Here is a 24,613-nt window from a genome sequence, read left to right as displayed (position 1 = left end):
CAGGCGGCGCAGCCGTGCGCGCTTGCACTCCTTTACGGCCCATCCAGGGTTTTCCCCAGGACCTTGACCGTATTCGTGCACTATATTTCACACACAGAAGTTGACGTGAAGTAATTTGCATAACGCCGCCAGGAGCCCCGCCATGAATGCACCGACCTCTCCCGCCCACCTGGCCGCGCCCGACGCAGCCGTGCGCATCGACTACCGCACCGAGCCCGGCCAGTACCGGCACTGGAAGCTCAGCGTAGAGGGCGCAACGGCCACGCTGACCATGGACATTGCCGAGGACGGCGGCCTCAAGCCCGGCTACAAGCTCAAGCTCAATTCCTACGACCTGGGCGTGGACATCGAGCTGCACGACGCGGTCAACCGCATCCGCTTCGAGCACCCGCAGGTGAAGACGGTGGTGGTCACCAGCGGCAAAGAGCGCATCTTCTGCTCGGGCGCCAACATCTTCATGCTGGGCCTCTCTACCCACGCCTGGAAGGTGAACTTCTGCAAGTTCACCAACGAAACCCGCAACGGCCTGGAAGACTCCAGCCGCCACGACGGGCTGAAGTTTCTCGCCGCCGTGAACGGTGCCTGCGCCGGCGGCGGCTACGAGCTGGCACTGGCCTGCGACGACATCGTGCTGGTGGACGACCGCTCCAGCGCGGTCAGCCTGCCCGAGGTGCCGCTGCTGGGCGTGCTGCCCGGTACCGGCGGCCTGACCCGCGTCACCGACAAGCGCCACGTGCGCCACGACCTGGCCGACATCTTCTGCACCAGCGTGGAAGGCGTGCGCGGCCAGCGCGCGGTGGACTGGCGCCTGGTCGATGCCATCGCCAAGCCGGCCAGGTTTGCCGAGACCGTGCAGCAACACACTGCCGCCCTGGCTGCCAAGAGCGACCGGCCCGCCGCCGCCAAAGGCATCACCCTACCCCGCATAGCGCGCACCGATACGGCCGACAGCCTGCGCTACGCCCATGTCGGCGTGGAGATCGACCGCGCCAAGCGCACCGCCACGCTGACGGTGCATGCCCCCATCGATGCCGGCCCTACCGACATCGCCGGCATTGAGGCTGCGGGCGCCGACTGGTGGCCGCTGGCCATGGCGCGCCAGTTGGACGACGCCATCCTGCACCTGCGCACCAACGAGCTGGACATCGGCACCTGGCTGCTCAAGACCCAGGGCAGCGCCGCCGCCGTGCTGGCGCAAGACCAGGTGCTGCTGCAGCAGCGCGAGCACTGGCTGGTGCGCACCACCATTGGCCTGCTGCGCCGCACTTTTGCGCGGCTGGATGTGTCTTCGCGCAGCCTGTTTGCGCTGATCGAAGAAGGCTCGTGCTTTGCCGGCCTGCTGGCCGAGCTGGCCTTTGCCGCCGACCGCGCCTACATCCTGGCGCTGCCCGATGCGCCCGAGCGCGCACCAGCGATCACGCTGGACGAGTTCAACTTTGGCCCGCTGCCGCTGGTGACCGACCAGTCGCGCCTGGCGCGCCGCTTCTACGAAGAAAGCGCGCCGCTGGACGCCGCGCGCGCCGCCATCGGCCGCGCCCTGCTGGGCGACGAGGCCGTGGCGCTGGGCCTGGTCACGGCCGCGCCAGACGATATCGACTGGGCCGACGAGATCCGCATCGCCATCGAAGAACGCGCCGCCATGTCGCCCGACGCGCTGACCGGCCTGGAAGCCAACCTGCGCTTTGCCGGCAAGGAGAACATGGCCACGCGCATCTTCGGCCGGCTCACCGCCTGGCAGAACTGGATCTTCAACCGCCCCAACGCCGTGGGCGAACACGGCGCGCTCAAGGTCTACGGCAAGGGCCACAAGGCCCAGTTCGACCTGACCCGCGTTTAACCCCAACACCGAAGGAGACCGCCATGTCCGCCCTGCCCTCGACGATGAACTACAGCGACAAGATCCCCAACAACGTGAACCTGTCCGAGGACCGCACGCTGCAGCGCGCACTCGAACAGTGGCAGCCCAACTTCATCAACTGGTGGGACGACGTCGGCCCCGAAGGCTCGACCAACCATGACGTCTACCTGCGCACTGCCGTAAGCGTCGATCCGCAGGGCTGGGCCCAGTTCGGCCACGTGAAGATGCGCGACTACCGCTGGGGCATCTTCCTGAACCCGGGCGATGCCGAGCGCAAGGTGCATTTCGGCGACTCCCTGGGCGAAAAGGTCTGGCAGGACGTGCCCGGCGAGCACCGCGCCAACCTGCGCCGCATCATCGTCACGCAGGGCGACACCGAGCCGGCCTCGGTCGAGCAGCAGCGCCACCTGGGCCTGACAGCGCCCAGCATGTACGACCTGCGCAACCTGTTCCAGATCAACGTGGAAGAGGGCCGCCACCTCTGGGCCATGGTCTACCTGCTGCACAAGCACTTTGGCCGCGACGGCCGCGAAGAGGCCGACGCGCTGCTGCAGCGCACCTCGGGCGACCAGGACAACCCGCGCATCCTCGGCGCCTTCAACGAGAAGACGCCAGACTGGCTGGCCTTCTTCATGTTCACTTACTTCACTGACCGCGACGGCAAGTTCCAGCTCGCCGCGCTGGCCGAGAGCGCCTTTGACCCGCTGGCGCGCACCACCAAGTTCATGCTGACCGAAGAGGCGCACCACATGTTCGTGGGCGAATCCGGCGTGTCGCGCGTCATCGCCCGCACCTGCCAGGTCATGAATGAACTCAAGACCGACGACGCGCAGAAGATCCGCGCCGCCGGCGCCATCGACCTGGCCACCATCCAGCGCTACCTCAACTTCCACTACAGCGTCACCATCGACCTGTTCGGCGCCGACCAGTCGAGCAATGCCGCCATCTTCTACAGCTCGGGCCTGAAGGGCCGCTATGAAGAAGGCAAGCGCGAGGACGACCACCTGCTCAAGGGCCAGACCTACAAGGTGCTGGAAGTGAAGGAAGGCCAGCTCGTCGAAAAGGACGTGCCCATGCTCAACGCCCTGAACGAGGTGCTGCGCGACGACTTCATCAAGGACTCGGTCGCCGGCGTGAACCGCTGGAACAAGGTGATCGAGAAGGCCGGCATCCCCACCCGCCTGAGCGTTCCGCACAAGGCCTTCAACCGCCAGATCGGCGCGCTCGCCGGCATCAAGATGTCGCCGGATGGCCGCGTGGTCAACGCAGTGGAATGGGCCGCCAAGCAAGACGAATGGCTGCCCAGCTCGGAAGACTTCGCCTTTGTGGCATCGCTGATGGGCCGCGTGGTGGAGCCCGGCAAGTTCGCCGGCTGGATTTCGCCGCCTGTCATGGGCATCAACCGCCAACCAATCGACTTCGAGTACGTGCGTTTCGGCTGATCGGTATTTGGTTTGGCTCCTTCCCCCGCTGGGGGAAGGCTGGGATGGGGGCAGCAGCGTGACCACGACAAGCGCCGCGAGCCCCACCCAACCCGCCCCAAAGGGGGCGGGCTTTCAGGAGAGAACAACATGGACATGGCCGTTGAAGCCGGGGTGATCAACCAGCACCTGATCGATCCCGAGATCTGCATTCGCTGCAACACCTGCGAAGCCATCTGCCCGGTGAATGCGATCACCCACGATGACAACAACTACGTGGTGCGGGCCGATGTCTGCAATGGCTGCATGGCCTGCATCTCGCCCTGCCCCACCGGCTCTATCGACAACTGGCGCAAGGTGCTGGTCACCAAGGCATACAGCATCGAGGAACAGCTGAGCTGGGAAGTGCTGCCGGCGCCTCTGCCCGAAGAACAACTGGTCGCCACGCCCAGTCTTGCAGCGCCCGCCACCATCACGCCGCCAGTGCCAGCCGCCGCGCCGGCCGAGGCCGTGTTCCGCTCCAGCGACTGGGGCGCAACCGTGCCGCCCTGGTCGGCCGCGCGCGCCTTCACCAACCTGTATGGCCCGAAGAACGCAGTCACCGCTACCGTGGTTGGCAACTACAACTGCACCGAGGCCGGCTTTGAGAGCGAAACGCACCACATCGTGCTGGACTTCGGCAGCATGCCGTTTCCCGTGCTGGAGGGCCAGTCGATAGGCGTCATCCCGCCCGGCAGCGACGCGCTGGGCAAGCCGCACGTCGCGCGCCAGTACTCCATCGCCAGCTCGCGCAACGGCGAGCGGCCCGGCTACAACAACCTGGCGCTCACGGTGAAGCGCGTCACGCAAGACCACCAGGGCAACGCCGTGCGCGGCATTGCCTCCAACTACCTGTGCGACGCCAAGGTGGGCGACACGGTGCGGGTGATCGGGCCCTTTGGCCATTCCTTCCTGATGCCCAACCACCCGCGCTCCAACATCGTCATGGTCTGCACCGGCACCGGCAGCGCCCCCATGCGCGCCATGACCGAGTGGCGGCGCCGCCTGCGCGCCTCCGGCAAGTTCGAGGGCGGCAAGCTGATGCTGTTCTTCGGCGCCCGCAGCCAGCAAGAGCTGCCCTACTTCGGCCCGCTGCAAAGCCTGCCGAAGGATTTCATCGATATCCACCTGGCCTACTCACGCACGCCCGGCGCGCCCAAGCGCTATGTGCAAGACCTGCTGCACGAGCGCGCCGCCGACCTGGCCGAGCTGCTGCGGGACGGCAGCACGCACATCTACGTCTGCGGCTTGAAGAGCATGGAAGAAGGCGTGGTGCTGGCGCTGCGCGACGTGGCAGAAGGCGCGGGCCTGCCCTGGGAGACACTGGGCGCCACGCTCAAGCGCGAGGGGCGCTTGCACCTGGAGACCTATTGATGAGCCGCACGCTACCGGTCGACACCGATGATTTCCGCGTGGAACTGGGCGAGGACGGCATCGCCCAGGTAGTGCTGGGCGCCCCCGGCGCCATGCCCACCACCGGCGCCACGGGCCACGCCGCACTGGCCGGCCTGTGGCCGCGCCTGGCGGCGCAAGCCGGTGTGCGCAGCATCCTGGTGCGCAGCGAAGGCAAGGGCTTTTGCGCCGGCGGCCACACCAGCCTGGTCGAAGAGATGCTGCACAGCGAAACCGCGCGCCTGCGCGTGCTGCGCGAGGCCCGCGCCATCGTGCAGGGCATGCTGGACTGCGACCGGCCCATCGTTTCGGCCATCCACGGCGCCGCCGTCGGGGCGGGCGCGGCGGTGGCGCTGCTGGCTGATGTGTCGGTAGCCGCCAGGCAGGCCAGGATCATCGACGGCCATACCAAGATCGGCGTTGCCGCAGGCGACCACGCGGCCGTGGTCTGGCCCCTGCTGTGCGGCATGGCCAAGGCCAAGTACTACCTGCTGACCTGCACCCCGCTGAGCGGCGAAGAGGCCGAGCGCATCGGGCTGGTGAGCCTCTGCGTCGATGCCGCCGACCTGCAACAGACCGCCTATGGCGTGGCGACCCAACTGGCCGCGGGCAGCCCGACCGCGCTGGCCTGGACCAAGCGCAGCCTCAACCACTGGCTGCGCGCCGCGTGGCCGGCCTTCGAGCATTCGCTGGTGCTGGAGATGATGGGCTTCGCCGGCGCCGACGGCCATGAAGGCCTGGCCGCCTTCCAGGAAGGGCGGCCGCCCCGCTTCGCGCCCCCGGGCGACGCCTGAGCCAGGCAGGCCTCAGCGCGCGCCGGCAAAGAGGAAATAGAACATGAAGCCGGCCATGATGCAGAACACCACGATGCCGATCAGCCGCGCCACGTGCGGCACGATGAGCCACGCGCCCAGCACCGCAGCCAGCTTGCCAAGCAGGCCAGCATTCACCAGTGGCTGAGGGGCCGGAGCACGCCCGGTGATCGGACAGCCGCAGGCCGGACAGGCCACGGCCTGCGTCGATACCTGGCGGCCGCATTCGGGGCAAGGGATCAGGGCCATGTCGATGTTCCTTGGCACAGCATGCTCAGCGCTTCCCACCAACTGCGGCGGCGGGATCGATGACGATCTCCACCCGCCGGTTGCGCTGCCGGCCTGCCGGATCGTCGCTGCCGTCCGGCTGCGCATTGGGCGCCACCGGCCGGCGCTTGCCGAAGCCCGCCGTCTGCAGCGTGCCGCTGCCGCGCTGCTGCAGCGCCTGCGCCACCGCCTGCGCCCGGCGCTGCGAGAGCGCGTCGTTGTAGCTGTCGCTGCCCTTCCCGTCGGTATGCCCGTTGATGTGCACCGGTGCACCGGGATAGCTGCGCAGCAGTTCGGCAGCCTTGTCGAGCGAGGCTTGGGCATCGGGCCGCAGCGTGGCCTGGTCGAAGTCGAACAGCACATCGGCCGGCAGATCCACCACGATCGCCTGCTGCTCGGTCTGGCGTGCCTGCAGGCTGGCGATGAGTTCACGCGTGAGCTGCAGGCGCTCGGGCGGGATCTCGGCCTCACGGAACACCGTGGTCGGGCCTTGCACCGGCTGGAAGCTGGATGCCGCCGGTACGGATCGCAGGCTGCCGTCCACGCCGGCCGGCCGCAGCTCTGTGGCCGGCGCGTGGGCGGCTGTCCCGAAGGTGGTCGGCACATCCTTGAGACTGCCGGCCACGCGCCGTACCGTATAGGGCTCGGCCCAGGCCGCCTGCGCCAGCACGACCGACAGCACCAGCAGGGCCGCGCAGCGGCCGCTCATGTGCCGGTGCCGCCCGCCGCCGCCAGCGGCAACTTGATGGACAGGCCCGGGCCGATCGAGTTGTCCGACTCGCTGCCGTCATTGAGCACCAGCGTCAGCTCGGTCGTGCCCGGCGGTACGCTGCCGAGGAACACCAGCTTGCCTTCCATCGTGTCGCCATCGACGATCTTGAGGTCGGGGTTCTCGGGCGGCCGCTTGAGCATCATGCGGTTGCCCGCCGGGTCCTTCAGGTAGGTATCGACTGCGGCCAGCTTGGTGTAGGACGCGGCACGGCTGGCATACGAGGCGCTGATGGTCAGCACCGTCGCGTCCTCGCCCAGCTCAACGCTCTTCACGCGCACCGTCAATCCCAGGCGGGCCGTGCCCTGGACCTGCAATGGAATCTGGCGCGCAGCGGAGGTCGCGGGAGCGGCGGCGGGTGCTGCCTGCGACACCTCCGCGGATGGCGGCGGCGGGGCCGCCACCGATGCCGCGGGTGCCGTCGCCACCGGCGCAGCCGAGGCGCCGGCGGCGGGCTCGGCCGCCTTGTCGGAGCATGCCGACAACGCCAGGGCGGCAAGACAGACCGCCGCCAGCATGGGTTGCGATCGATAGCGGAAAGGCTGGATGCTCATGCGGAACTCCCTGTTCTCTTGGATGTGCGTGCCGTGCGGCACCTTGGGGCCGCGGGCCTGCTTCCTGGCCCGCGTCTCAGCGGATGTTGATGCTGTTCACATTGGCCGCTGGCGAGCGGCCAACGGGGGCCGCGCCGCAGGCGGCCTCAGGCGTCGTGACGCCCTGGCTGTTGCGCCCCGCGATGACGATGGTCTTGCCCCGCAAGGCCTCACCGTTGATGTTGACGCTGTTGACATCGGCCGTGGGTGCCGGCACCACACGGCCGTCAGGACAGCGCAGCTTTGTCCCGGATGCGCTGTTGCCGCTGACCTCGATATGGTTGGTGCCGCTGCCCGGGCGCTCCACGACCACGGCGGCGTCACCGGCCATGGCCCATGGAGCCGCCATGCCGGCGCACAGCAGCAGCGCCAGGTGCTGCATCGTCATGTGGTGCTGCATGTCTCTATTCCTTTGCATTCAAGGCCGGGACCGCTCCTGCCCCGGCACGGACGGGACCGGCGCGGACGGCGGCACGGCGCCCGCCGACGGCTGGGCCGCCCCCACCCCCGGCACGCTGGCGGTGCCCGGCATGGCCGCACCGGCAGCCGGTGCCGCTCCGGCGCGGCTGCGGATCATGGTCTCGAACTCGCTGGCAAAACGTTCGGCCAGCACGACTTCTTCGTCAGCCATCTCGCTGCCCAGGTCACGGATGGCGTCAGCCGCCCCCTGCGCCGAGGCGGACCCCGGGATGGCCAGCCGCTGCGTGAGCCGGGCATAGCCCAGAGCCTTGACCTTGTCCTGCCGCGTCCCGCGCCCATCCTTGTAGAGAGAGGTCAGTCGCTCCATGGCACGCGGGTCGCCCCGCACGGCACCCAGCAGGTACCAGCGATAGGCCTGCCCGATGTCGGAGACGGCCGAGCGATTGCTCTGGTAGGCGTCGCCCAGCAGCGTCAGCAGCGAGGCGTTGTTGGTGCGCAGCGCCTCTTCCTTCAGGTTGTTGATCTCATTGGCATAGAGCGTGCCCTGGCAGCCAAGCCCGCTGATGCCGCGCTCGATCGACTGTTGGCAGGCCTCCACATAGCGCGCGCCGGTGGCGGCCTGGTCGGCCGCAGCGGCGGACGGCGCGGGAGCCGTCACGCCGCTGCCGCCGGGAATGCCGATGATCGTCGTCTGGGCCTGCGCCGCCGTCAGGCCCGCGCACAACAGGGACGCCACTGCCAGGACATGGCGCCTGCCCCTCATGCCGCGCCTCCTGCCTGCGAACCGACTGAAGTTGCCGGCTTGACCGGCGGCTGCGGCACGGCAATGGCAGCGGCGGCGGCGGCCCGCTGCAGCTCGGCGTCCCATGGCATGGGGACATTGAAGAACAGGGGTTCGAAACCCGACCAGGTCAGCACATCGACCTGGTCGCCCGCCTGCGGGAAACGGCTGCCGTAGACAGCGCGCACGGCCTGCTTGGTAGGTTCGTCGAACTGCTGGTTGACAGTAACCGGCTGGCCGTACTTGCGCAGCATTACCTGGACTAGGCCGATCTTCAGGGGGGGTGGCAAGGCCTCGAAAGAACCGCGCATGTTGTCCAGCACCACCGGGTCGGGCGTGCCATTGGGAATGCAGCGCCAGTAAGGGGTGTTGGTGGCCTTGCCGACGATCTCCAGCACGCTGAGGTCCACCAGGGTGCGGATCGCCGAATGGCGGCCCTGCAGGTACTTGCCTTCCAGCTTGAAGCCGAATGCATCGCCGTAGAAGCCCAGGCTGGCGTTGTCCTCCGAGCTGAAGTTGAGCACCTTCACCACATTGGAGGCCTGGATGCGCGGCACCATCTGCTGCGTGCTGAAGCTGACCAGGTTCAGGTCCAGCGCCAGCGCCGAGAAAATGGCCGTGCGCTTGTTGTCAAAGCCCAGGGCGGTATCGCCCTTGCCCTTGCCAAACTCGATCGAGGCATTGTTGGAGCGGCCCGCGCCCGAGATGGCGCGATCGAACTCGGTGAGGGCACCGGTGATCAGGAAGTCCGGCATGGTCACACCGAACTTGGCCCCCAGCTGTGCCTGCGAGACCAGGTAGTCCGGGTGGTAGGGCACGTACACCACGCGCGTGCCGATGCGGTTCACTGCCGTGCGGACCATTTCGGTGATGTCGCCCGGAATCTCAGCGCCCACCAGCGGGTTGGACAGATTGGTTGCGTCCAGGATGCTGCGTGTCTGCATGTAGATGACGGGATCACCGTCCTTGTAGACGTCCAGCATGTGGCCCAGCCGCGAGAGCGCAGGCGCGTACTGGCTCAGGTTGGCCGAAGGCAGGGACTTCTCGGCCTCACGCTCGGCCAGCAGCTTGTTGGCGTCATTGAGCGCGTTCTGGGTGCTGGCACAACCGCCCAGCAGGGCGGCCACGCAACACAGTGCTGCTGCGCGGGAAAGTAGCGAAGTGGAGCGGTGCATGTTCTTGTCAGTGTTGTGGACGAAGAGGGGCCGGTGCAGGCCTGGTCAGCGGCCGTTGTTGAGGACCGTGATGTTCTGCACGCCCTTGCCATCCACGAACAGCGTCACATTGCCGGTCACGTTGCCCTGGATGGTCGGGCTGGCAATGCGCAAGGTGCCGTCGGCCGCACGCGTGACGTCGCTGTAGGAGGTGCGGATCACGATGTTCTTCTGGTCGTCCGGCAACTTGAGCGTACCGTCGGGCTGCAGCAGCGCACTCTGGTCCACCACCGTGTTCTGCGACAGGGCCCGGGCGACACGGGCGCGCGCCGTCACGCCCGGGGTGGTGGCGTCGATCAGCTTCACGCCACTGCTCTGGTTGTCCTTGTAGGCCCCCAGTTGCTCGCTGTAGTTGACGAGCTGCGCCTGGCACAGGCCACCGACCAGCGACAGCAGGCCAGCGCACAGGATCGTCCGGGCCGAAGGGGTTCGGGTGGCGGTGAAAACGTGGGAATGCATGGCGTTCTCCTTGAAAGAGCGAGCCCCTGTCACGAGGCGGCCCGCATGGCCGCCGTCGTCCGGGGACGGGGTTACATGTTGGTGATGTTGTAGCCGGGCACGATGGTCACGGAGTGGTTCACGACTCCGGTGGAAGGCAGCGGCACGGTGTATCCAGGATTTGCCACCGACGGCACGTTGCCCGTGACGGCGGCGGCCCCCACCAGCGCGCCCATGTTGCGCACGCTGCCCGAGGTCATGCCCGGCCCGGCGACGGTGGAGTTCCCGATGATGGCCACGGTCCCCGTCAGCACGCCGTAGTTCACAACCGAATTGGAAGTACCGCCCGGCATTGCGTTGCCGCGGTTGCCGGTGATCACCACGCTGCCCGTCATCGCGCCATGGTTGACCAGTGAGTTGACCGTGCCGCCTCCCATGGTGCTGCCCTGGTTTCCGGCAATCATCACGCGGCCCATGAGCGTGCCGCGGTTGTCCACGCTGTTGATGGTGCCGCCACCGCTGGCGGTTCCCCGGTTGCCGGTGATGGCCACCTGTGCGCCGGTGAGCGTGCCGCGGTTGTTCACCGCGTTCACCGTGCCACCGCCGCTGGCGCTTCCGCTGTTGCCCAGGATGGTGATCTGGCTGCCGGCAATGCTGCCGCTGTTGCGCACGCCGTTGGCCGTACCGCCGCTGGCCGAGCCCTGATTGCCCAGCACCGTGATCTGGCTGCCGGCGATCTGGCCGCTGTTGACCACGCCGTTGAGCAGCCCGCCCTGCGCACTGCCCTGGTTGCCCAGGATGGTGATGTTCGAGCCCGCAATGCTGCCGCTGTTGCTCAGGCTGTTGGCAGCGCCGCTGCCGCTGGCACTTCCGTTGTTGCCCGCGATCGTGACGTTTGATCCGCTCAGCGTGCCGCGGTTCGTCACGCTGTTGAGCGTGCCCTTGCCACTGCCGGAGCCCCGGTTGCCTGCAATCGCCACGGTGGTCCCGGCGATGCGGCCGGCGTTGTCGATGCTGTTGACCGTGCCGCCCTGGACGGCACTGCCCTGGTTGCCGGCAATGGTGGCACTGGCACCGGAGAGATCGGCCCCGTCACCGTTGCGCAGGCTGTTGGCCAGGCCGTCGTCGGAGCCGGTCTGCGCACTGCCGGTGTTGCCGGCGATATTCACAGACAGCCCGCTCAGGCGGCCGGCGTTGAGTACGCTGTTGGCCAGAGCCGTACGGCCATCGCGCGCCACGACATCGCTGGCCACGTTGCCGATCATGGCGAACTGGACGCCCTCCGTGCGGCCGCCCTGGTCGGAGGTAAGGCTGTTGGCCAGCGCCAGGCCCTTCTGCGCGGACACCCGGTCCGCGGTGTTGGCCAGCAGTTGCAGGCTGCTGGCACGCAATGCACCCAGCACCTGCACGGTGTTGGCGCTGGCATTGCCAACCCCCTTGTTGATCGCGCGCCCCAGCACCGTGGTTTCGCGCCCTTCGCTGCTGACGCCGCGGGCCTGGTTGCCGGCCAGCAGCATGGTGGCCGACTCGACCGCGCCGTCACCGTTGATCGCCAGCGCGTTGGCATTGACCCGGCCGCCGTCGGCACGCAGACCGCTGGCACTGTTGCCGGCCAGGGTCACCGGGGTCCGCTCCAGGCGGACACCGGTCGGGCCCTCCAGGTAGACGGCATTGGCCGCCAGGATGCCGTTACGGGCGCTGCCGATGCCGGCAGCCTGGTTGTAGAGACCGCCGGTGGTGACGTCGCTGGCCTGGTTGCCGGCCAGCGTGACCGGGCTCGCCGTGATCGAGGCCTGGCGGTATGCGGCCAGCGCATTGACCAGCGCTGTCCCACCCACCGCCCCGATCTGGTCCGCCTGGTTGCCCGCCAGCGTCAGTGTGGACGCCCGGTCCACCGTGGCGCCGCGGTTCAGCACGACGGAGTTGGCCGCAGCGCGCGCCACGCTCTCGCTGCCGAAGACCTTGCCCGGCCCAGTGGTCTCGCGCGCGCCCGTGGACAGGCGGGACGCGGTATTGCCCGCAATCAGCACCGAAGCCGACAGCGATGAGGGCGCGGCGCCGTCATCGTCACCCTTCTCCACCGTCACGCTGTTGGCATTGACCTTGCCCCCTTGAGCGGACAGAGACCGCGCCGTGTTGCCGGACAGCAGCAGCGACGGGGCATCAACGCGCGAATCGAAGACGCCCAGGCTGTTGGCCAGGGCTACGGCGTTCTGCTTGCTGTCGAACAGCAGGCCGCCCGCAACGTGGTTGTCGAAGCCCTTGGCTTCCACACCATCCGCCCGGTTGCCGCTCACCACAACAGTGCCGCCGCCGATCCGGCTGTTGCTGGCGAACACGCTGGAAGCCGCGGCCAGTCCACCGGCGCCCCGTACGCCACGGGCGTCGTTCGCAGTGAAAGTGGTCGGCGTGTCCTGCAGCGAGGCCTGGCGGTCCAGCACCAGGCTGTTGGCCACCGCGCGCCCCTGGCGCTCAAAGCTGCCGGCAACGCCGCCGCCGATGGTGACCCGCCCGCCTTCGGTGTCGACAGCGCGAGCGGTATTGTTCGCCAGTACCACGCTGCTGTTGCGCGTGCGGGCATCGTCGAGCCAGATACTGTTGGCAGCCGCCCCGCCGCCGGCGGCCTGCACCGTATCGGCCACATTGCCTGTCAGCAGGTGCTGCGTGCTGCCTTGCAGGTCACCGCCTCGCACCGAAATTGTGTTGGCCAGTGCCATGGCCGCGTTGTCCACCGAGGCCAACGCCCCTCGCAACGCCGTGGCCTCGCCACCCCAGGCCTCCACCTTGCGCGCATCATTGCCGGACTGCAGCGCCCGGTACTGGCGAAGGTCGCCGCCTTGGTAGTCGGCCAGATTGACGCTGTTGGCCAGGGCGCTGCCGCCTACGGCGAGCACACCCTGCACCTGGTTGCCGGCTTGGTCGATCCGGGCACCTCGGACCTGGCTGCCGGCCAGGGCCACCGCATTGGCCGCCGCCACGCCGTTGAGCTGCACGTCGACCACCGTGCCCCAGCCAGCGCCCATGGAGCCGCCACCCGCCCGCACCTCGGCAGCGCGGTTGCCGGCCTGGTTCACGCGCAAGTCATCCAGCGTGCTGCGGCTGGCCGTCAGCGCATTCGCCAGCGCGGCACCGCCCACGGCGGTGATGCCGCGCGCGTCGTTGTCCACGCCGTTGATGACGGTACGCCGGATGTCCGTCTCGTCGGTCAGCACCGTGTTCGCCGTCGCTCGGCCCGGCAACTGCAGCGAGCCGGCGCCCAGCAGCACCGACCCCTTGGCGCCGATGGCCTGGATGTCGCTGGCACGGTTGCCCACCACATTGAGGGTGGAATCGCTCAGCGGCCGGCGCGCCGCGCCGCCCGAGAGAAGAATGGTGTTGGCCGTGGCCGCTCCGCCGACAGCGCTGATGAACCCGGCTACCTGGTTCTGCAGCACGTTCGCCTGGCTGTTGCGCACGGCCAGGGCATTGAGCCCGGCAACATGGGCCTGGGCCGTCGAAATGAGATCCACCGAACCGGCCAGCCCCCCGGGCCCGGCGCTGACCTTGCCGCCGCTGGCGCTGACCTCCGCGCGGGAGGCATTGCCCAGCGAGCGCACCTGCGATTGCGCATCGATGTCGGTGCCCGGGCTCTGCTTGAGCCAGCCGAGTCCGTGCAGCACGCTTTCCTGCGCCTGGGCCATCGACCCACCGGCCAGGAGGGCCACCGCAAGGGTTTTCTTCAGGACAAACGACACGGACATCTCCAGGTGCACATCGGGACGGACGGAAGAGGCGGGGAGGGCCGGGGAGCGCTGCCGCAGCCAGCAGCACACTCCTCCCGCTGCAGTACGGCGTGCCGTCAGTTGATGTTGACGGAGTTGACGTTGGCGGTACCGCCAATGGCCTTGATGTTTTCCGCGGTGTTGCCGCTGACGGTGATGTTGGAGTCCCGCACGGTAGAGCCGGTGATGTTCACGCTGTTGACGTTGGCGACGCCGCTCATCTCAACCTGGCCACCGAGCTTGAGCACGCTGGCCGAGCCGCCACCGACCAGCACGTCGCGAGCGGTGTTGTTGGCCACGGTGATGTTGCTGCGCTCGACGGTGGAGCCCATGGAACCCGAGGCCTTGCCCACGCCCGGCACACTGATGCTTCCGGTCTGCGCAAAGGCAGCGGAGGACATGAGGACGAGCGATGCAACGCCAGCGAACACGAACTTTTTCTGCATGAGATTTCTCCTGAAAGCAGAGGAAGGAAAGGGCCCGCAGACCCTGGGGAGGCCCGTTTGTAACTTGCGCTCCATGACGCTTGGTTGACGAATTTGTAATGCTGTGCAGCATCCAAATAATTACAAAATTGGCAAATATGTGGACTAATTCACGCCCGTAGGGCGCTGTTGGCTGCAAATTTCTGTTTGCTTCCAATCACCTTCCAAAGCGACACGGCGGCTGCCGCGATCTTCACAAACCCGTACAAACGCGCGCCAGGCGGTGGTTTCAGCGCCCATGCAGGTGTGCTGAATGGAGGAGTTGCGCATGTCAAGAGGCACCGGCTGCGAATAACCGGCAGCAATTCACACGCTTTCGCACACTAGCTAACAAAAAGTCGTACTTTGGGGCGACCTCTTTGTCAGGCTCGCATGCAAGCTTTGCAAAACACCCCATTCCTTCCATGAAATTTCCCTCCTCCCCTGCTTTTCAACGCACCCTTGCTCTGGCGGTGTCCGCCCTGATGCTCGCCGGCTGTGGTCGCGGCGATTCCGGCTCCGCACACAGCGGCCTGAGCTTCCCGGCGGACAGTGCCATTGCCGAGGCTCTGCGCCAGGACTTTGCTCAAAACCCGGGCAACGCCCAGGCGCGCACGCTCATTGCCACACTGGGCGGCGAAAAGGGGGAGTTGGGCTACAAGATCCATCGCGTGGTCTATCGCCAGGGAGCCTTCGAGGCGCAGTACGACGTATCGCTGCACATGGCGCGGCCTGGCGCAGAGAGCTTGCAAAAGCTCTATGCCGGCATGATTCCCGAGGACCTGCGCGCCAAGCTGCCAGAGCAGACACTGCCAGCCTATGAGAAATGGCTCGGCGAGCAGGCTACGGCCGTCGAGAAGTCCGACCCAGCACAGGCCGCCGGCCTGCGCCGCACGTTGGCCAGCCTGGGGGAGTGCTACCGCAACGCCAAGGCCGGCGACGATGTCCTGCTGATGGAAGGACTCTCAGCATTGGTATCCCCGGCGCGTGAGGGCTGGTACGCGGAAAAGATGGAATCGGCCCGGCTGCAGCTGCGCTGCCTGCCGCTCTAGGGAGATATCGGACCGTGCGCACGGGTCCACCCTAAAATGGCGGGTTCAGCCTCTGGATGAACACCATGAACCGCTGCCCGCACCCCCACCTTTTTCGGACCCCGCCAATCAGCGCAGCCCTGCGGCGTGCCATGTGGATGGCCGTGCCGCTTGCCCTGCTGACACTTGCCGCTGGCCCGGCCCAGGCCGCCCCTCGCACCTTTCCGCCCACCGCCGTGCGCGGCACGCTGGTCGTGACCTATCCGCCCGCCGTCCAGATGGATGGGCGTGACGACCGCCTCTCGCCCGGCGCCATCATCCGCAACACCCAAGGCAGCGGCGTGCTGTCCGGCACGCTGGCCGGCCAGCAACTGGTGGTGAACTACCGGCGCGACAACCAGGGCCAGATCCTGGAGGTCTGGCTGCTGACCGAAGAAGAAGCTGCGCTGCCCGCGCCGGGCCAGCGCTCGGTGTTCCAGACGCTGTTCGGCTCCTGATGTTTTTTGCGGCCACCGGCGCAGCAAGCCTGCGCCGGGCCACGCCATTCCCCACGGGCCCACGCCCCACGACGCCATGAATAAAAAAGTCTTCATCAAAACCTTCGGCTGCCAGATGAACGAGTACGACTCGGACAAGATGGCCGACGTGCTGGGCGCCGCCCAGGGCTACGAGCCCACGCAGGACGTGGAAGAGGCCGACCTGATCCTGTTCAACACCTGCTCGGTGCGCGAGAAGGCGCAAGAGAAGGTGTTCAGCGACCTGGGCCGCATCAAGCACCTGAAGGCCAAGGGCGTGAAGATCGGCGTGGGCGGCTGCGTCGCCAGCCAGGAAGGCGCGGCCATCATTGCGCGCGCGCCCTACGTCGACATCGTGTTTGGCCCGCAAACGCTGCACCGCCTGCCCGAGATGCTGAACGACAGCGTGCGCCTGAACCGCCCGCAGGTCGACATCAGCTTCCCCGAGATCGAGAAGTTCGACCACCTGCCGCCCGCGCGCGTCGAGGGCTCGACGGCTTTCGTGTCGATCATGGAAGGCTGCTCCAAGTACTGCAGCTACTGCGTCGTGCCCTACACCCGGGGCGAGGAAGTGAACCGCCCGCTCGACGACGTATTGGTAGAGATCGCCGGCCTGGCCGACCAGGGCGTGCGCGAGGTCACGCTGCTGGGCCAGAACGTCAACGCCTACCGCGGCCCCATGGGCGGCACGGCGGAGATCGCCGACTTTGCCCTGCTGCTCGAGTACGTGGCCGAGATCCCCGGCATAGAGCGCATCCGCTACACCACCAGCCACCCGAACGAGTTCACGCCGCGCCTGATCGAGGCCTATGCCAAGGTGCCGCAACTGGTGAGCCACCTGCACCTGCCGGTGCAGCATGGCAGCGACCGCATCCTGATGGCCATGAAGCGCGGCTACACCGCCATGGAATACAAAAGCACCATCCGCAAGCTGCGCGCCATCCGCCCAGACCTGGCCATGAGCAGCGACTTCATCGTCGGCTTCCCCGGCGAGACCGAGGAAGACTTCCAGAAGATGATGAAGCTGATCCACGACGTGGGCTATGACACCAGCTTCAGCTTCATCTTCAGCCCGCGCCCGGGCACGCCCGCTGCCAACCTGGCCGACGACACGCCGCACGAGGTCAAGCTCAAGCGCCTGCAGCACCTGCAGGCCGTGATCGAGGACAACGTGCGCGCCATCAGCGCCAGCCGCGTCGGCACCACGCAGCGCCTGCTGGTCGAAGGCCCGTCGCGCAAGTCCACACCCGAGGCGCCCGAGCTGATGGGCCGCACCGAGTGCAACCGGGTCGTCAACTTCCAGGGCCCGGCGCGCCTGATCGGCCAGATGGTGGACGTGACCATCACCGAAACCCTGGGCCATTCGCTGCGCGGCGCCGTGCCCACCCGCGAGGCAGCGCTGGCCGCATGAGCAACGCGCCCCCCACAGGCACGGCCCGCCGCGGCCCGGTGCGCGGCTCCTTCCAGCAATTGCTGCTGGTCGCCTTCCTGCTGATCGCGGCCCTGCTGGGCGGCATCTCGCTGCGCGCGGTGTTCACCTTCGACGGCCTGATGGCGGAAAGCCGCGGCTTCTCGGCGCGGGCCATGCAGCTCAATGCCGTGGTGCAAGACCTGGTAGACCGCAGCGCCACCATGGAGCGCGCCGGCCGCCAGTCGCTGATCCTGAACGACGCCATGCTGCGCAAGCGCTTCGACGAGGCCGCGCGCGAAGGCTCCGATCTGCTGGCCCAACTTGAGCCCGGCGACGTTCCGCCAGAGGTGGCCGAGCGCTGGCGCAAGCAGCTCACGTCCATCACCAACCTGTTTGCCGGCCCGACCGAGACCGCGCTCGACCGGGAACGCGCCATGGCCGCCGAATTCCGCGAGCTGGAGGCAGCCAACGCCGCCGTCGCCCAGGAGGTGCAGCGCGCCATCGAAGAGCGCAACGGCATCCTCACGGTGCGCCTGGACCAGAGCCGCGAGCGGCTCACGCGCATGGTGATGGGCGCCATCGCCCTGGCGGTGGTGCTGGCCGTGGGCTTTGGCCTGTGGCTGGCGCGCCCATTCAAGCGCCTGGAGCGCGCCATCGTGCGGCTGGGTGAGAACCAGCTCGATGAACCGATCGACATCCGCGGCCCGGCCGACGTGCGCCGCGTCGGCCAGCAGCTCGAATGGCTGCGCCTGCGGCTGACCGAGCTGGACGCCGACAAGGCGCGTTTCCTGCGCCATATCTCGCATGAACTGAAGACGCCGCTGGCCGCGCTGCGCGAAGGCGTGGCCCTGCTCGAAGACGGCGTGGCGGGCGAGCTGAGCGACAACCAGCGCGAAGTCGCCCGCATCCTGCAGCAGAACACCGGCGTGCTGCAGGGCCAGATCGAGGCCCTGCTGCGCTTCAACGCCGCCGCCTTCGAGGCGCGCCAACTGCAGCGGCAGAAGGTCGATCTGCTGCAACTGCTGGAAGAGCAGGTCGATGCCCAGCGCCTGCAGTGGCAGGCCCACGCGCTGTCGGTGCGGATCGAGGGCACGCCGGTATCGGCCCAGGTGGATGCCGGCAAGCTGGCGACGGTGATCGGCAACCTGCTGTCCAACGCCATCCGCTTCTCGCCGCGCCGCGGCACCATCGCGCTGCGCGTGGCGCGCCAGGGCAACCAGGTGCACATCGAGGTCCAGGACCAGGGGCCGGGCGTGGCCGAAGCCGACCGGGCCCGCATCTTCGAGCCCTTCTACCGCGGATTGCGCCAGCCCGCCGACGCCGCACGCGGCACCGGCATCGGCCTGTCCATCGTGCAGGAGTACATTGCAGCGCACGGCGGCACGATCGAGCTTCTGCCCGATAGCGCCGGCGCTCATTTCCGTATCGAATTACCCCATGTCCTCTGAATGCTCTCCACTGCGCTGGCTGATCTCCGCCAGCGCCCTGGGTGCGGCAGCACTGCTGGCTGGCTGCAGCACGCCCGCCCCGCTCCCCGCACCAACACCTGTCGCCGTCCCCGTTGCCCCGATCTGCACCCCAGCCTCTGAGGCAGCCGAGCACGCCGCCGAGGCGCGCGCCGAAGTCCCGGGCACCAGCAACGCCCTGCCCCCGCCCGAAGGCAATGTGGCGCTGCTGGCCTACGCAGACCGCGTCCGCGCCATGGCGCCGGCCGAGCTGGCCCAGGAAATCACGCGCCTGAACGACATCCAGGACGCCCGGCGCGCGCCCTTCCAGGACATGCAACTGGTGGTGGCTCTGGGCCAGACGCGCGCGCCGCAAGACACCCAGCGCGCGCAGACGCTGCTGCAACGCCTGCTGGCGCAGCAAGGCGACGAGGCGCGCCGCCTGCAGCCGCTGGCCCGCATGATCTTTGCGCGCTACGGCGAGCAGCGTCGGCTCGAAGACATGGTCGACCGGCAAAGCCAGCAACTGCGCGACAACCAGCGCAAGATCGACCAGCTCAACGAGCGCCTGGAAGCCGTGCGCGCCATCGAACGCAGCCTGACCCGGCCCGGAGCGGCCGGCAGCTCGGCCGCCCCGCGCGCCGCGCCCTAAGGAAACGCCATGAGCCGCACCACTACGTCCCCGTCCGCAAGCGGGCCCCGCATCCTGGTGGTGGACGATGACGCCGACATGCTGCGCCTGCTGTCGATGCGGCTCAACGCCGCCGGCTACCGGGTAACGGCGGTCGGCTCGGCCGAATCCGCGCTGACCCAGCTCGAGTTCGAACACCCGCAGCTGGTGCTGTCCGACGTGCGCCTGCCCGGCAAGGATGGGCTGGCGCTGTTCGACACCATCCGCGCCCGCCACCCCGCATTGCCGGTGATCCTGCTCACGGCGCACGGCACCATTCCCGACGCGGTCGAGGCCACCGCGCGCGGCGTCTTCAGCTACCTGACCAAGCCCTTCGACGGCAAGGAGCTGCTCGACAAGATCGGGCAGGCGCTGACCCTCAGCGCGCCGCCGGTGCAGACGCCGCAGACGGACGAGGCCTGGCGCTCGGAAATCATCAGCCGCTCCAGCCGCATGGCCGAGGTGCTGGCCGAGGCGCGCATGATCGCCCAGTCCGACGCCTCGGTGCTGCTGCGCGGCGACAGCGGCGCCGGCAAGGAAATGCTGGCGCGCGCCATCCACCGCGCCAGCCCGCGCGCCAAGAAGCCCTTCGTGGCGGTGAACTGCGGCGCCATTCCCGAAGCCCTGCTGGAGTCCGAGCTGTTCGGCCACATGAAGGGCGCCTTCACCGACGCCACCAGCAACCACAAGGGTCTATTCCAGGCCGCCGACGGCGGCAGCCTGCTGCTCGACGAAATCGGCGACATGCCGCCCGCCCTGCAGGTCAAGCTGCTGCGCGTGCTGCAGGAACGTGCCGTGCGGCCGGTGGGGTCGAGCCAATCGATCCCGGTGGACGTGCGCATCCTGTCGGCCACCCACCGCGACCTGGACGCGGCCATGCAGACCGGCCAGTTCCGCGAAGACCTGTACTACCGCCTGAACGTGGTCACGCTGACGCTGCCAACGCTGGGCGAGCGGCGCGAAGACATCGCCCTGCTGGCCAACCACTTCCTGCAAAAGCTCGCCGGCAAGTACGGCAAGCGCCTGTCGGGATTTGCGCCCGAAGCCCTCAAGGCCCTGACCACCGCTGCCTGGCCGGGCAATGTGCGCCAGCTCTACAACGTGGTCGAGCAGGTTTCCGCGCTGTCCACGACACCGCTGGTGCCCCTGGCGCTGGTGCAGCGGGCGCTGCGCGCGCCCTCGATCGAGGTGCTGAACTACGCCGACGCCAAACAACGCTTCGAGCGTGACTACCTGGTCGGCCTGTTGAAATTAACGGACGGCAATGTCGCCGACGCCTCCCGCCTGGCAGACCGCAACCGCACCGAGTTTTATCGCCTGCTGCAGAAGCACGCACTCACACCAGGCCATTTCAAGGGCGACGGCCCACCGGCCGCCCCAGAGGCTGTCGCTGAAGTACGACGCCCCTAAACCCTTGATTTCAAAGGGAATCGCCCCTGCAGCCCGGCACCATGTCGCTGCCCAGCGACAAATCAAGGGGGTTTGGCGGCCCGGCCTGTCGTCAACCTAAATAAAAACATTAGAAATTCAATATAACCTGTTGATTTTTAAGTAAAAAATCAACCTGGCATGGGGTTTGCACTGATAGGTCATGTGCAGCACCCTGAGCCACCTCCACCTCGTTGTCCGAGGTGTCACCGGGCCCGCTGCTTTCACGACCAAGGCATCGACCAGAGAGTGACACCCATGGACCATCTATCGACTGTCGAGACCAAGCGCGTAAAGGCCCTGCCCGTCGCGGCCTCACCCGCCCTCTCCCGCCGCAGCACGCTGCGCGAAGAGCGGCATCCCAATTCCGTCACCGCTCCGCCGGTCAACCGCGGCTCGATGGCGCCCGCACCCTGGCGCGGCTTCTGGAACAGCATCAGCACCTCCCTGCTGATGGCGCTGACCGGCCGTTCGCACGAAGTGCAAACACCGCTGGAAGCCGAGCGCATGGCCCCCGAAGCCTGGCAGATCGCTGCCTCGCGCCGCCGCAGCGTCTTCATGCTGATCACGGTGCTGACCACGGCCATCGCCACCGCGCTCTTCGCCGGCGTGCAGCCGCACTACGACAACGCCTTGCTGCAATACGGCCAGATCGCCCTGTTCGCGCTGCTGTCGGCCTGGATCGTGACCGGCTTCACCACCGCGCTGATGGGCTTCTGGGTCAGCCTGCGCGGCGACAAGCACACCATCTCTGCACAGAGCGTGCGTGACCACGCGATGAACGCCGACGCGCGCACCGCGATCATCATGCCGATCTGCAACGAAGACGTGGCCACGGTGTTCGCCGGCCTGCGCGCTACCTGCGAATCGGTGGCTGCCACCGGCAACGCCCGTGTGTTCGACGTGTTCGTGCTGTCCGACAGCTACGACCCCAAGATCGCCGCCGCCGAGCTCGCCGCCTGGGAAGACCTGCGCGCTGCGCTGGCCGCCAACCCGGAGCAGCCGCAGATCGAGGTGTATTACCGCCTGCGCACCCGCCGCAGCCACCGCAAGGCTGGCAACGTGGCCGACTTCTGCCGCCGCTGGGGCAAGGACTACCGCTACATGGTGGTGCTCGATGCCGACAGCGTGATGAGCGGCGACTGCCTGTCCACCATGGTCAAGCTGATGGAAGCCAACCCCAAGGCCGGCATCATCCAGACCGCTACCCAGGCCATCGGCCACGTCACCCTGCATGCCCGTTCGCAGCAGTTCGCCTCGCGCATGACCGGCCGCCTGTTCACGCTGGGCATGCAGTTCTGGCAACTGGGTGAGTCCCACTACTGGGGCCACAACGCCATCCTGCGCGTCGCGCCCTTCATGGAACACTGCGCGCTGGCCCCGATCAAGGGCACCGGCGGCATGTCCGGCGGCATCATGTCGCACGACTTCGTCGAAGCCGCGCTGATGCGCCGTGCCGGCTACCAGGTGTGGCTGGTGTCTGATCTGGTCGGCAGCTACGAGCAACAACCGCCAGACCTGCTGTCCGAGCTGCAGCGTGACCGCCGCTGGTGCCAGGGCAACCTGCAGAACGCCCGCCTGATGGCCGAGCCCGGCCTGCACCCGGTGCACCGCGCCATGTTCGTGACCGGCGCCCTGTCTTACCTGTCGGCCCCGCTGTGGCTGGCCTTCCTGACGCTGGGCACCGCCCTGTGGCTGTCGGGCAGCAATGCCGCCGCCAACGCCAGCGTGCTGCCGTCCGAGCTGATGGGCCTGTGGGCCTTCACCGTGAGCGTGCTGTTCCTGCCGCGCGTGCTGGGCATCGTGGCCGTGCTGATGAAGAAGGAGCAACGCTTCTTCGGCGGTACCTGGAGCCTGCTCAAGAGCTCGGTGCTGGAGAGCGCGCTGGCCCTGCTGCAGTCGCCGGTGCGCATGCTGGCCCACTCGCTGTTCGTGCTGGTGGCCATCACCGGCCTCAAGCTGGAATGGAAGTCGCCCCCGCGTGAAGCCCTGGCCCTGAGCTGGCGCACCGCTGCGGCCACCCTGGCCCCGATGACCAGCGTGATCGCCCTGCTGGCCCTGGGCATTGCCGCCATCGACGCCAGCGCCCTGGTGTGGCTGCTGCCGGTGGGCCTGCCGCTGCTGCTGGCAATCCCGACCAGCGTGCTGACCAGCCAGATCGAGCTGGGCTCCATGATGCGCAGCCGCGGCTTCCTGCTGATCCCGGAAGAACGCTGGTCGCCCGCCGTGCTGCGCCGCGCCCGCCTGCACGCCAACCGCCTGGCACGCCCGCGCATCACGGGCAAGCTGGCCGCTGCCGCCTGATCCAGAGCAAGCAGCGCCCACGAAAAAGGCCGACAGCAATGTCGGCCTTTTTTCTTGCCTACGTGCTACATAATATGTAGCTACATGCCCAGGCTGGTCCTGGGCTAGAGGCCTATTTGGCTAAAAACCTTTAGAAAGGCAGCTTGGGCATGCCGCCACCGCCCAGGCCCTTCATGCCGCCCATGCGCTTCATCATCTTCATGAGGCCGCCGCCCTTCATCTTCTTCATCATGGTCTGCATCTGCTCAAACTCGTTGAGCAGGCGGTTCACCTCCTGCACCTGCACGCCGGCGCCAGCCGCAATGCGGCGCTTGCGCGTGGCCTTGAGCAAGTCCGGCTTGCGGCGCTCCAGCGGGGTCATGCTCTGGATGATGCCTTCCTTGCGGCGGATGTCGCGCTCGGCCTTGTCCATGTCGACCTGACCGGCCTTGGCCGTCAGCTGGCTCGGCAGCTTGTCCATCAGGCTGGAGAGGCCGCCCATCTGCTTCATCTGCTGCAGCTGGCTCAGGAAGTCGTTCAGGTCAAAGCCGTCACCGCTCTTGACCTTGGCGGCCAGCTTCTGTGCCGCCTCCATGTCGACACCGGCCGTGACCTGCTCGACCAGCGCCACGATGTCGCCCATGCCCAGGATGCGGCCGGCGTGGCGCTCGGCGTCGAACACCTCCAGCCCGTCGATCTTCTCGCTGACACCGGCGAACTTGATCGGCGCGCCGGTGATCTGCCGCACCGACAGCGCCGCGCCACCACGCGAGTCGCCGTCGAGCTTGGTCAGCACGATGCCGGTCAGCGGCAGCGCTTCCTTGAAGGCCTTGGCCGTGTTGATCGCGTCCTGGCCCTGCATGGCGTCGACGACGAACAGTGTCTCGACCGGCTTCAGAAAGCCGTGCAGCTCCTGGATCTCGCGCATCAGCACTTCGTCGATCGCCAGGCGGCCGGCGGTGTCCACCAGCAGCACGTCGAAGAAGTGGCGCTTGGCGTAGTCCAGCGCGGCCTGGGCGATCTCCAGCGGCTTTTGATCGGGCGTGCTCGGGAACCACTCGGCGCCGGCCTGCTTGGTGACCGTCTTGAGCTGCTCGATGGCGGCCGGGCGGTAAACGTCGCCAGACACCGTCAGCACCTTCTTCTTGCGCTTCTCTATCAGGTGCTTGGCCAGCTTGGCCGTGGTGGTGGTCTTGCCCGCGCCTTGCAGGCCGGCCATCAGGATCACCGCCGGCGGCTGCGCCGCCAGGTTGATGTCGGCAATGCCCTCGCCCATGGTCGCCGCGAGTTCGCGGTTGACGATGCCCACCAGCGCCTGGCCCGGCTTGAGCGAGCCCATCACGTCCTGGCCCAGTGCCTTTTCCTTCACGCGGGCGATGAAGTCCCGCACCACGGGCAGGGCCACGTCCGCTTCGAGCAGCGCCATGCGCACCTCGCGCAGCATGTCCTGCACATTGGATTCGGTAATGCGGGCCTGGCCACGCATTTCCTTGACGAGGCGGGAGAGTTTGTCGGTAAGTGCGGAGGCCATGGTCGGGGGTTCGTCGCGGGACGGAAGAGAAACGGGGGGCCGCCGGGGCGCATGTGGCGGGCGGGCGGTG

Annotated in this window: 21 protein-coding genes; 11 read left to right on the top strand and 10 right to left on the bottom strand. The window is 67.7% G+C overall.

Going from position 1 to position 24,613, the window contains the following annotated elements; all coding sequences use genetic code 11:
* Nucleotides 1-142: 142 nt before the first annotated feature.
* From boxC to AAFF27_06040, 4 genes are all read left to right on the top strand, one after another.
* A complete protein-coding gene (gene boxC, locus AAFF27_06055) occupies nucleotides 143-1,837 on the top strand; it encodes a 2,3-epoxybenzoyl-CoA dihydrolase (GenBank protein ID XAH24754.1) in 1,695 nt (564 codons plus the stop codon).
* A gap of 23 nt (nucleotides 1,838-1,860) precedes the next feature.
* Nucleotides 1,861-3,300, top strand: a complete 1,440-nt coding sequence (boxB, locus tag AAFF27_06050; protein ID XAH24753.1) for a benzoyl-CoA 2,3-epoxidase subunit BoxB — start codon at nucleotides 1,861-1,863, stop codon at nucleotides 3,298-3,300.
* A 129-nt stretch (nucleotides 3,301-3,429) separates the two neighbouring features.
* A complete protein-coding gene (boxA, locus tag AAFF27_06045; protein XAH24752.1) occupies nucleotides 3,430-4,692 on the top strand; it encodes a benzoyl-CoA 2,3-epoxidase subunit BoxA in 1,263 nt (420 codons plus the stop codon).
* The gene (locus AAFF27_06040; protein XAH24751.1) at nucleotides 4,692-5,504 is read left to right on the top strand and encodes an enoyl-CoA hydratase/isomerase family protein; all 813 of its coding nucleotides are present in this window, start codon (nucleotides 4,692-4,694) and stop codon (nucleotides 5,502-5,504) included. The genes boxA and AAFF27_06040 overlap by 1 nt, the downstream gene beginning before the upstream one ends.
* 12 nt (nucleotides 5,505-5,516) lie before the next feature.
* Here AAFF27_06040 and AAFF27_06035 read toward each other — a convergent pair whose 3' ends face one another.
* The 9 genes from AAFF27_06035 to AAFF27_05995 all read right to left on the bottom strand — a co-directional run bounded on the left by AAFF27_06035 (nucleotide 5,517) and on the right by AAFF27_05995 (nucleotide 14,211).
* Entirely contained in the window at nucleotides 5,517-5,771 is a 255-nt protein-coding gene (locus tag AAFF27_06035) for a zinc ribbon domain-containing protein (protein XAH24750.1), read from the bottom strand.
* Nucleotides 5,772-5,796: 25 nt separating this feature from the next.
* Nucleotides 5,797-6,498, bottom strand: a complete 702-nt coding sequence (locus AAFF27_06030; GenBank protein ID XAH24749.1) for an OmpA family protein — start codon at nucleotides 6,496-6,498, stop codon at nucleotides 5,797-5,799.
* Nucleotides 6,495-7,112: a hypothetical protein gene (locus AAFF27_06025; GenBank protein XAH24748.1), complete on the bottom strand. Its 618-nt coding sequence runs from the start codon at nucleotides 7,110-7,112 to the stop codon at nucleotides 6,495-6,497. Before AAFF27_06025 ends, AAFF27_06030 begins: the two co-directional genes overlap by 4 nt.
* Nucleotides 7,113-7,188: 76 nt before the next feature.
* A complete protein-coding gene (locus AAFF27_06020; protein XAH24747.1) occupies nucleotides 7,189-7,551 on the bottom strand; it encodes a hypothetical protein in 363 nt (120 codons plus the stop codon).
* Nucleotides 7,552-7,569: 18 nt separating this feature from the next.
* The gene (locus AAFF27_06015) at nucleotides 7,570-8,334 is read right to left on the bottom strand and encodes a sel1 repeat family protein (protein ID XAH24746.1); all 765 of its coding nucleotides are present in this window, start codon (nucleotides 8,332-8,334) and stop codon (nucleotides 7,570-7,572) included.
* Complete coding sequence (locus AAFF27_06010; GenBank protein XAH24745.1) at nucleotides 8,331-9,527, bottom strand: hypothetical protein; 1,197 nt, start codon at nucleotides 9,525-9,527, stop codon at nucleotides 8,331-8,333. Before AAFF27_06010 ends, AAFF27_06015 begins: the two co-directional genes overlap by 4 nt.
* A 45-nt stretch (nucleotides 9,528-9,572) precedes the next feature.
* On the bottom strand, nucleotides 9,573-10,025 hold the full coding sequence (locus tag AAFF27_06005; protein ID XAH24744.1) for a hypothetical protein: 453 nt from the start codon (nucleotides 10,023-10,025) through the stop codon (nucleotides 9,573-9,575).
* Between the two features lie 71 nt (nucleotides 10,026-10,096).
* Nucleotides 10,097-13,738, bottom strand: coding sequence for a hypothetical protein (locus AAFF27_06000; protein XAH24743.1), 3,642 nt, complete (start codon nucleotides 13,736-13,738; stop codon nucleotides 10,097-10,099).
* 104 nt (nucleotides 13,739-13,842) lie between these two features.
* On the bottom strand, nucleotides 13,843-14,211 hold the full coding sequence (locus tag AAFF27_05995) for a hypothetical protein (GenBank protein XAH24742.1): 369 nt from the start codon (nucleotides 14,209-14,211) through the stop codon (nucleotides 13,843-13,845).
* A 443-nt stretch (nucleotides 14,212-14,654) separates the two neighbouring features.
* Between AAFF27_05995 and AAFF27_05990 the strand changes: the two genes are divergently transcribed.
* The 7 genes from AAFF27_05990 (at nucleotide 14,655) to mdoH (ending at nucleotide 23,033) form a co-directional block, all read left to right on the top strand.
* Complete coding sequence (locus AAFF27_05990) at nucleotides 14,655-15,281, top strand: hypothetical protein (GenBank protein XAH24741.1); 627 nt, start codon at nucleotides 14,655-14,657, stop codon at nucleotides 15,279-15,281.
* Between the two features lie 137 nt (nucleotides 15,282-15,418).
* Nucleotides 15,419-15,757 (top strand): hypothetical protein, encoded by a 339-nt coding sequence (locus AAFF27_05985; protein XAH24740.1) that lies wholly within the window; start codon nucleotides 15,419-15,421, stop codon nucleotides 15,755-15,757.
* Between the two features lie 76 nt (nucleotides 15,758-15,833).
* Nucleotides 15,834-17,186, top strand: a complete 1,353-nt coding sequence (gene miaB / locus AAFF27_05980; protein ID XAH24739.1) for a tRNA (N6-isopentenyl adenosine(37)-C2)-methylthiotransferase MiaB — start codon at nucleotides 15,834-15,836, stop codon at nucleotides 17,184-17,186.
* A complete protein-coding gene (locus AAFF27_05975) occupies nucleotides 17,183-18,634 on the top strand; it encodes an ATP-binding protein (protein XAH24738.1) in 1,452 nt (483 codons plus the stop codon). The genes miaB and AAFF27_05975 overlap by 4 nt, the downstream gene beginning before the upstream one ends.
* Entirely contained in the window at nucleotides 18,624-19,283 is a 660-nt protein-coding gene (locus tag AAFF27_05970) for a hypothetical protein (GenBank protein XAH24737.1), read from the top strand. The genes AAFF27_05975 and AAFF27_05970 overlap by 11 nt, the downstream gene beginning before the upstream one ends.
* Nucleotides 19,284-19,292: 9 nt before the next feature.
* Nucleotides 19,293-20,711, top strand: a complete 1,419-nt coding sequence (locus tag AAFF27_05965; protein ID XAH24736.1) for a sigma 54-interacting transcriptional regulator — start codon at nucleotides 19,293-19,295, stop codon at nucleotides 20,709-20,711.
* 276 nt (nucleotides 20,712-20,987) lie between these two features.
* Nucleotides 20,988-23,033 (top strand): glucans biosynthesis glucosyltransferase MdoH, encoded by a 2,046-nt coding sequence (gene mdoH / locus AAFF27_05960; GenBank protein ID XAH24735.1) that lies wholly within the window; start codon nucleotides 20,988-20,990, stop codon nucleotides 23,031-23,033.
* Nucleotides 23,034-23,163: 130 nt separating this feature from the next.
* On the opposite strand, the gene ffh is transcribed toward mdoH, so the two are convergent.
* Nucleotides 23,164-24,543 carry a signal recognition particle protein gene (gene ffh, locus AAFF27_05955; GenBank protein XAH24734.1) on the bottom strand — a complete coding sequence of 460 codons (1,380 nt, stop codon included), beginning with the start codon at nucleotides 24,541-24,543 and terminating at the stop codon, nucleotides 23,164-23,166.
* Nucleotides 24,544-24,613: the final 70 nt, after the last annotated feature.

This window comes from Xylophilus sp. GW821-FHT01B05, assembly GCA_038961845.1.
Classification (GTDB): Bacteria; Pseudomonadota; Gammaproteobacteria; order Burkholderiales; family Burkholderiaceae_C; genus Xylophilus.
This window is presented reverse-complemented; position numbering and strand designations above follow the sequence as displayed.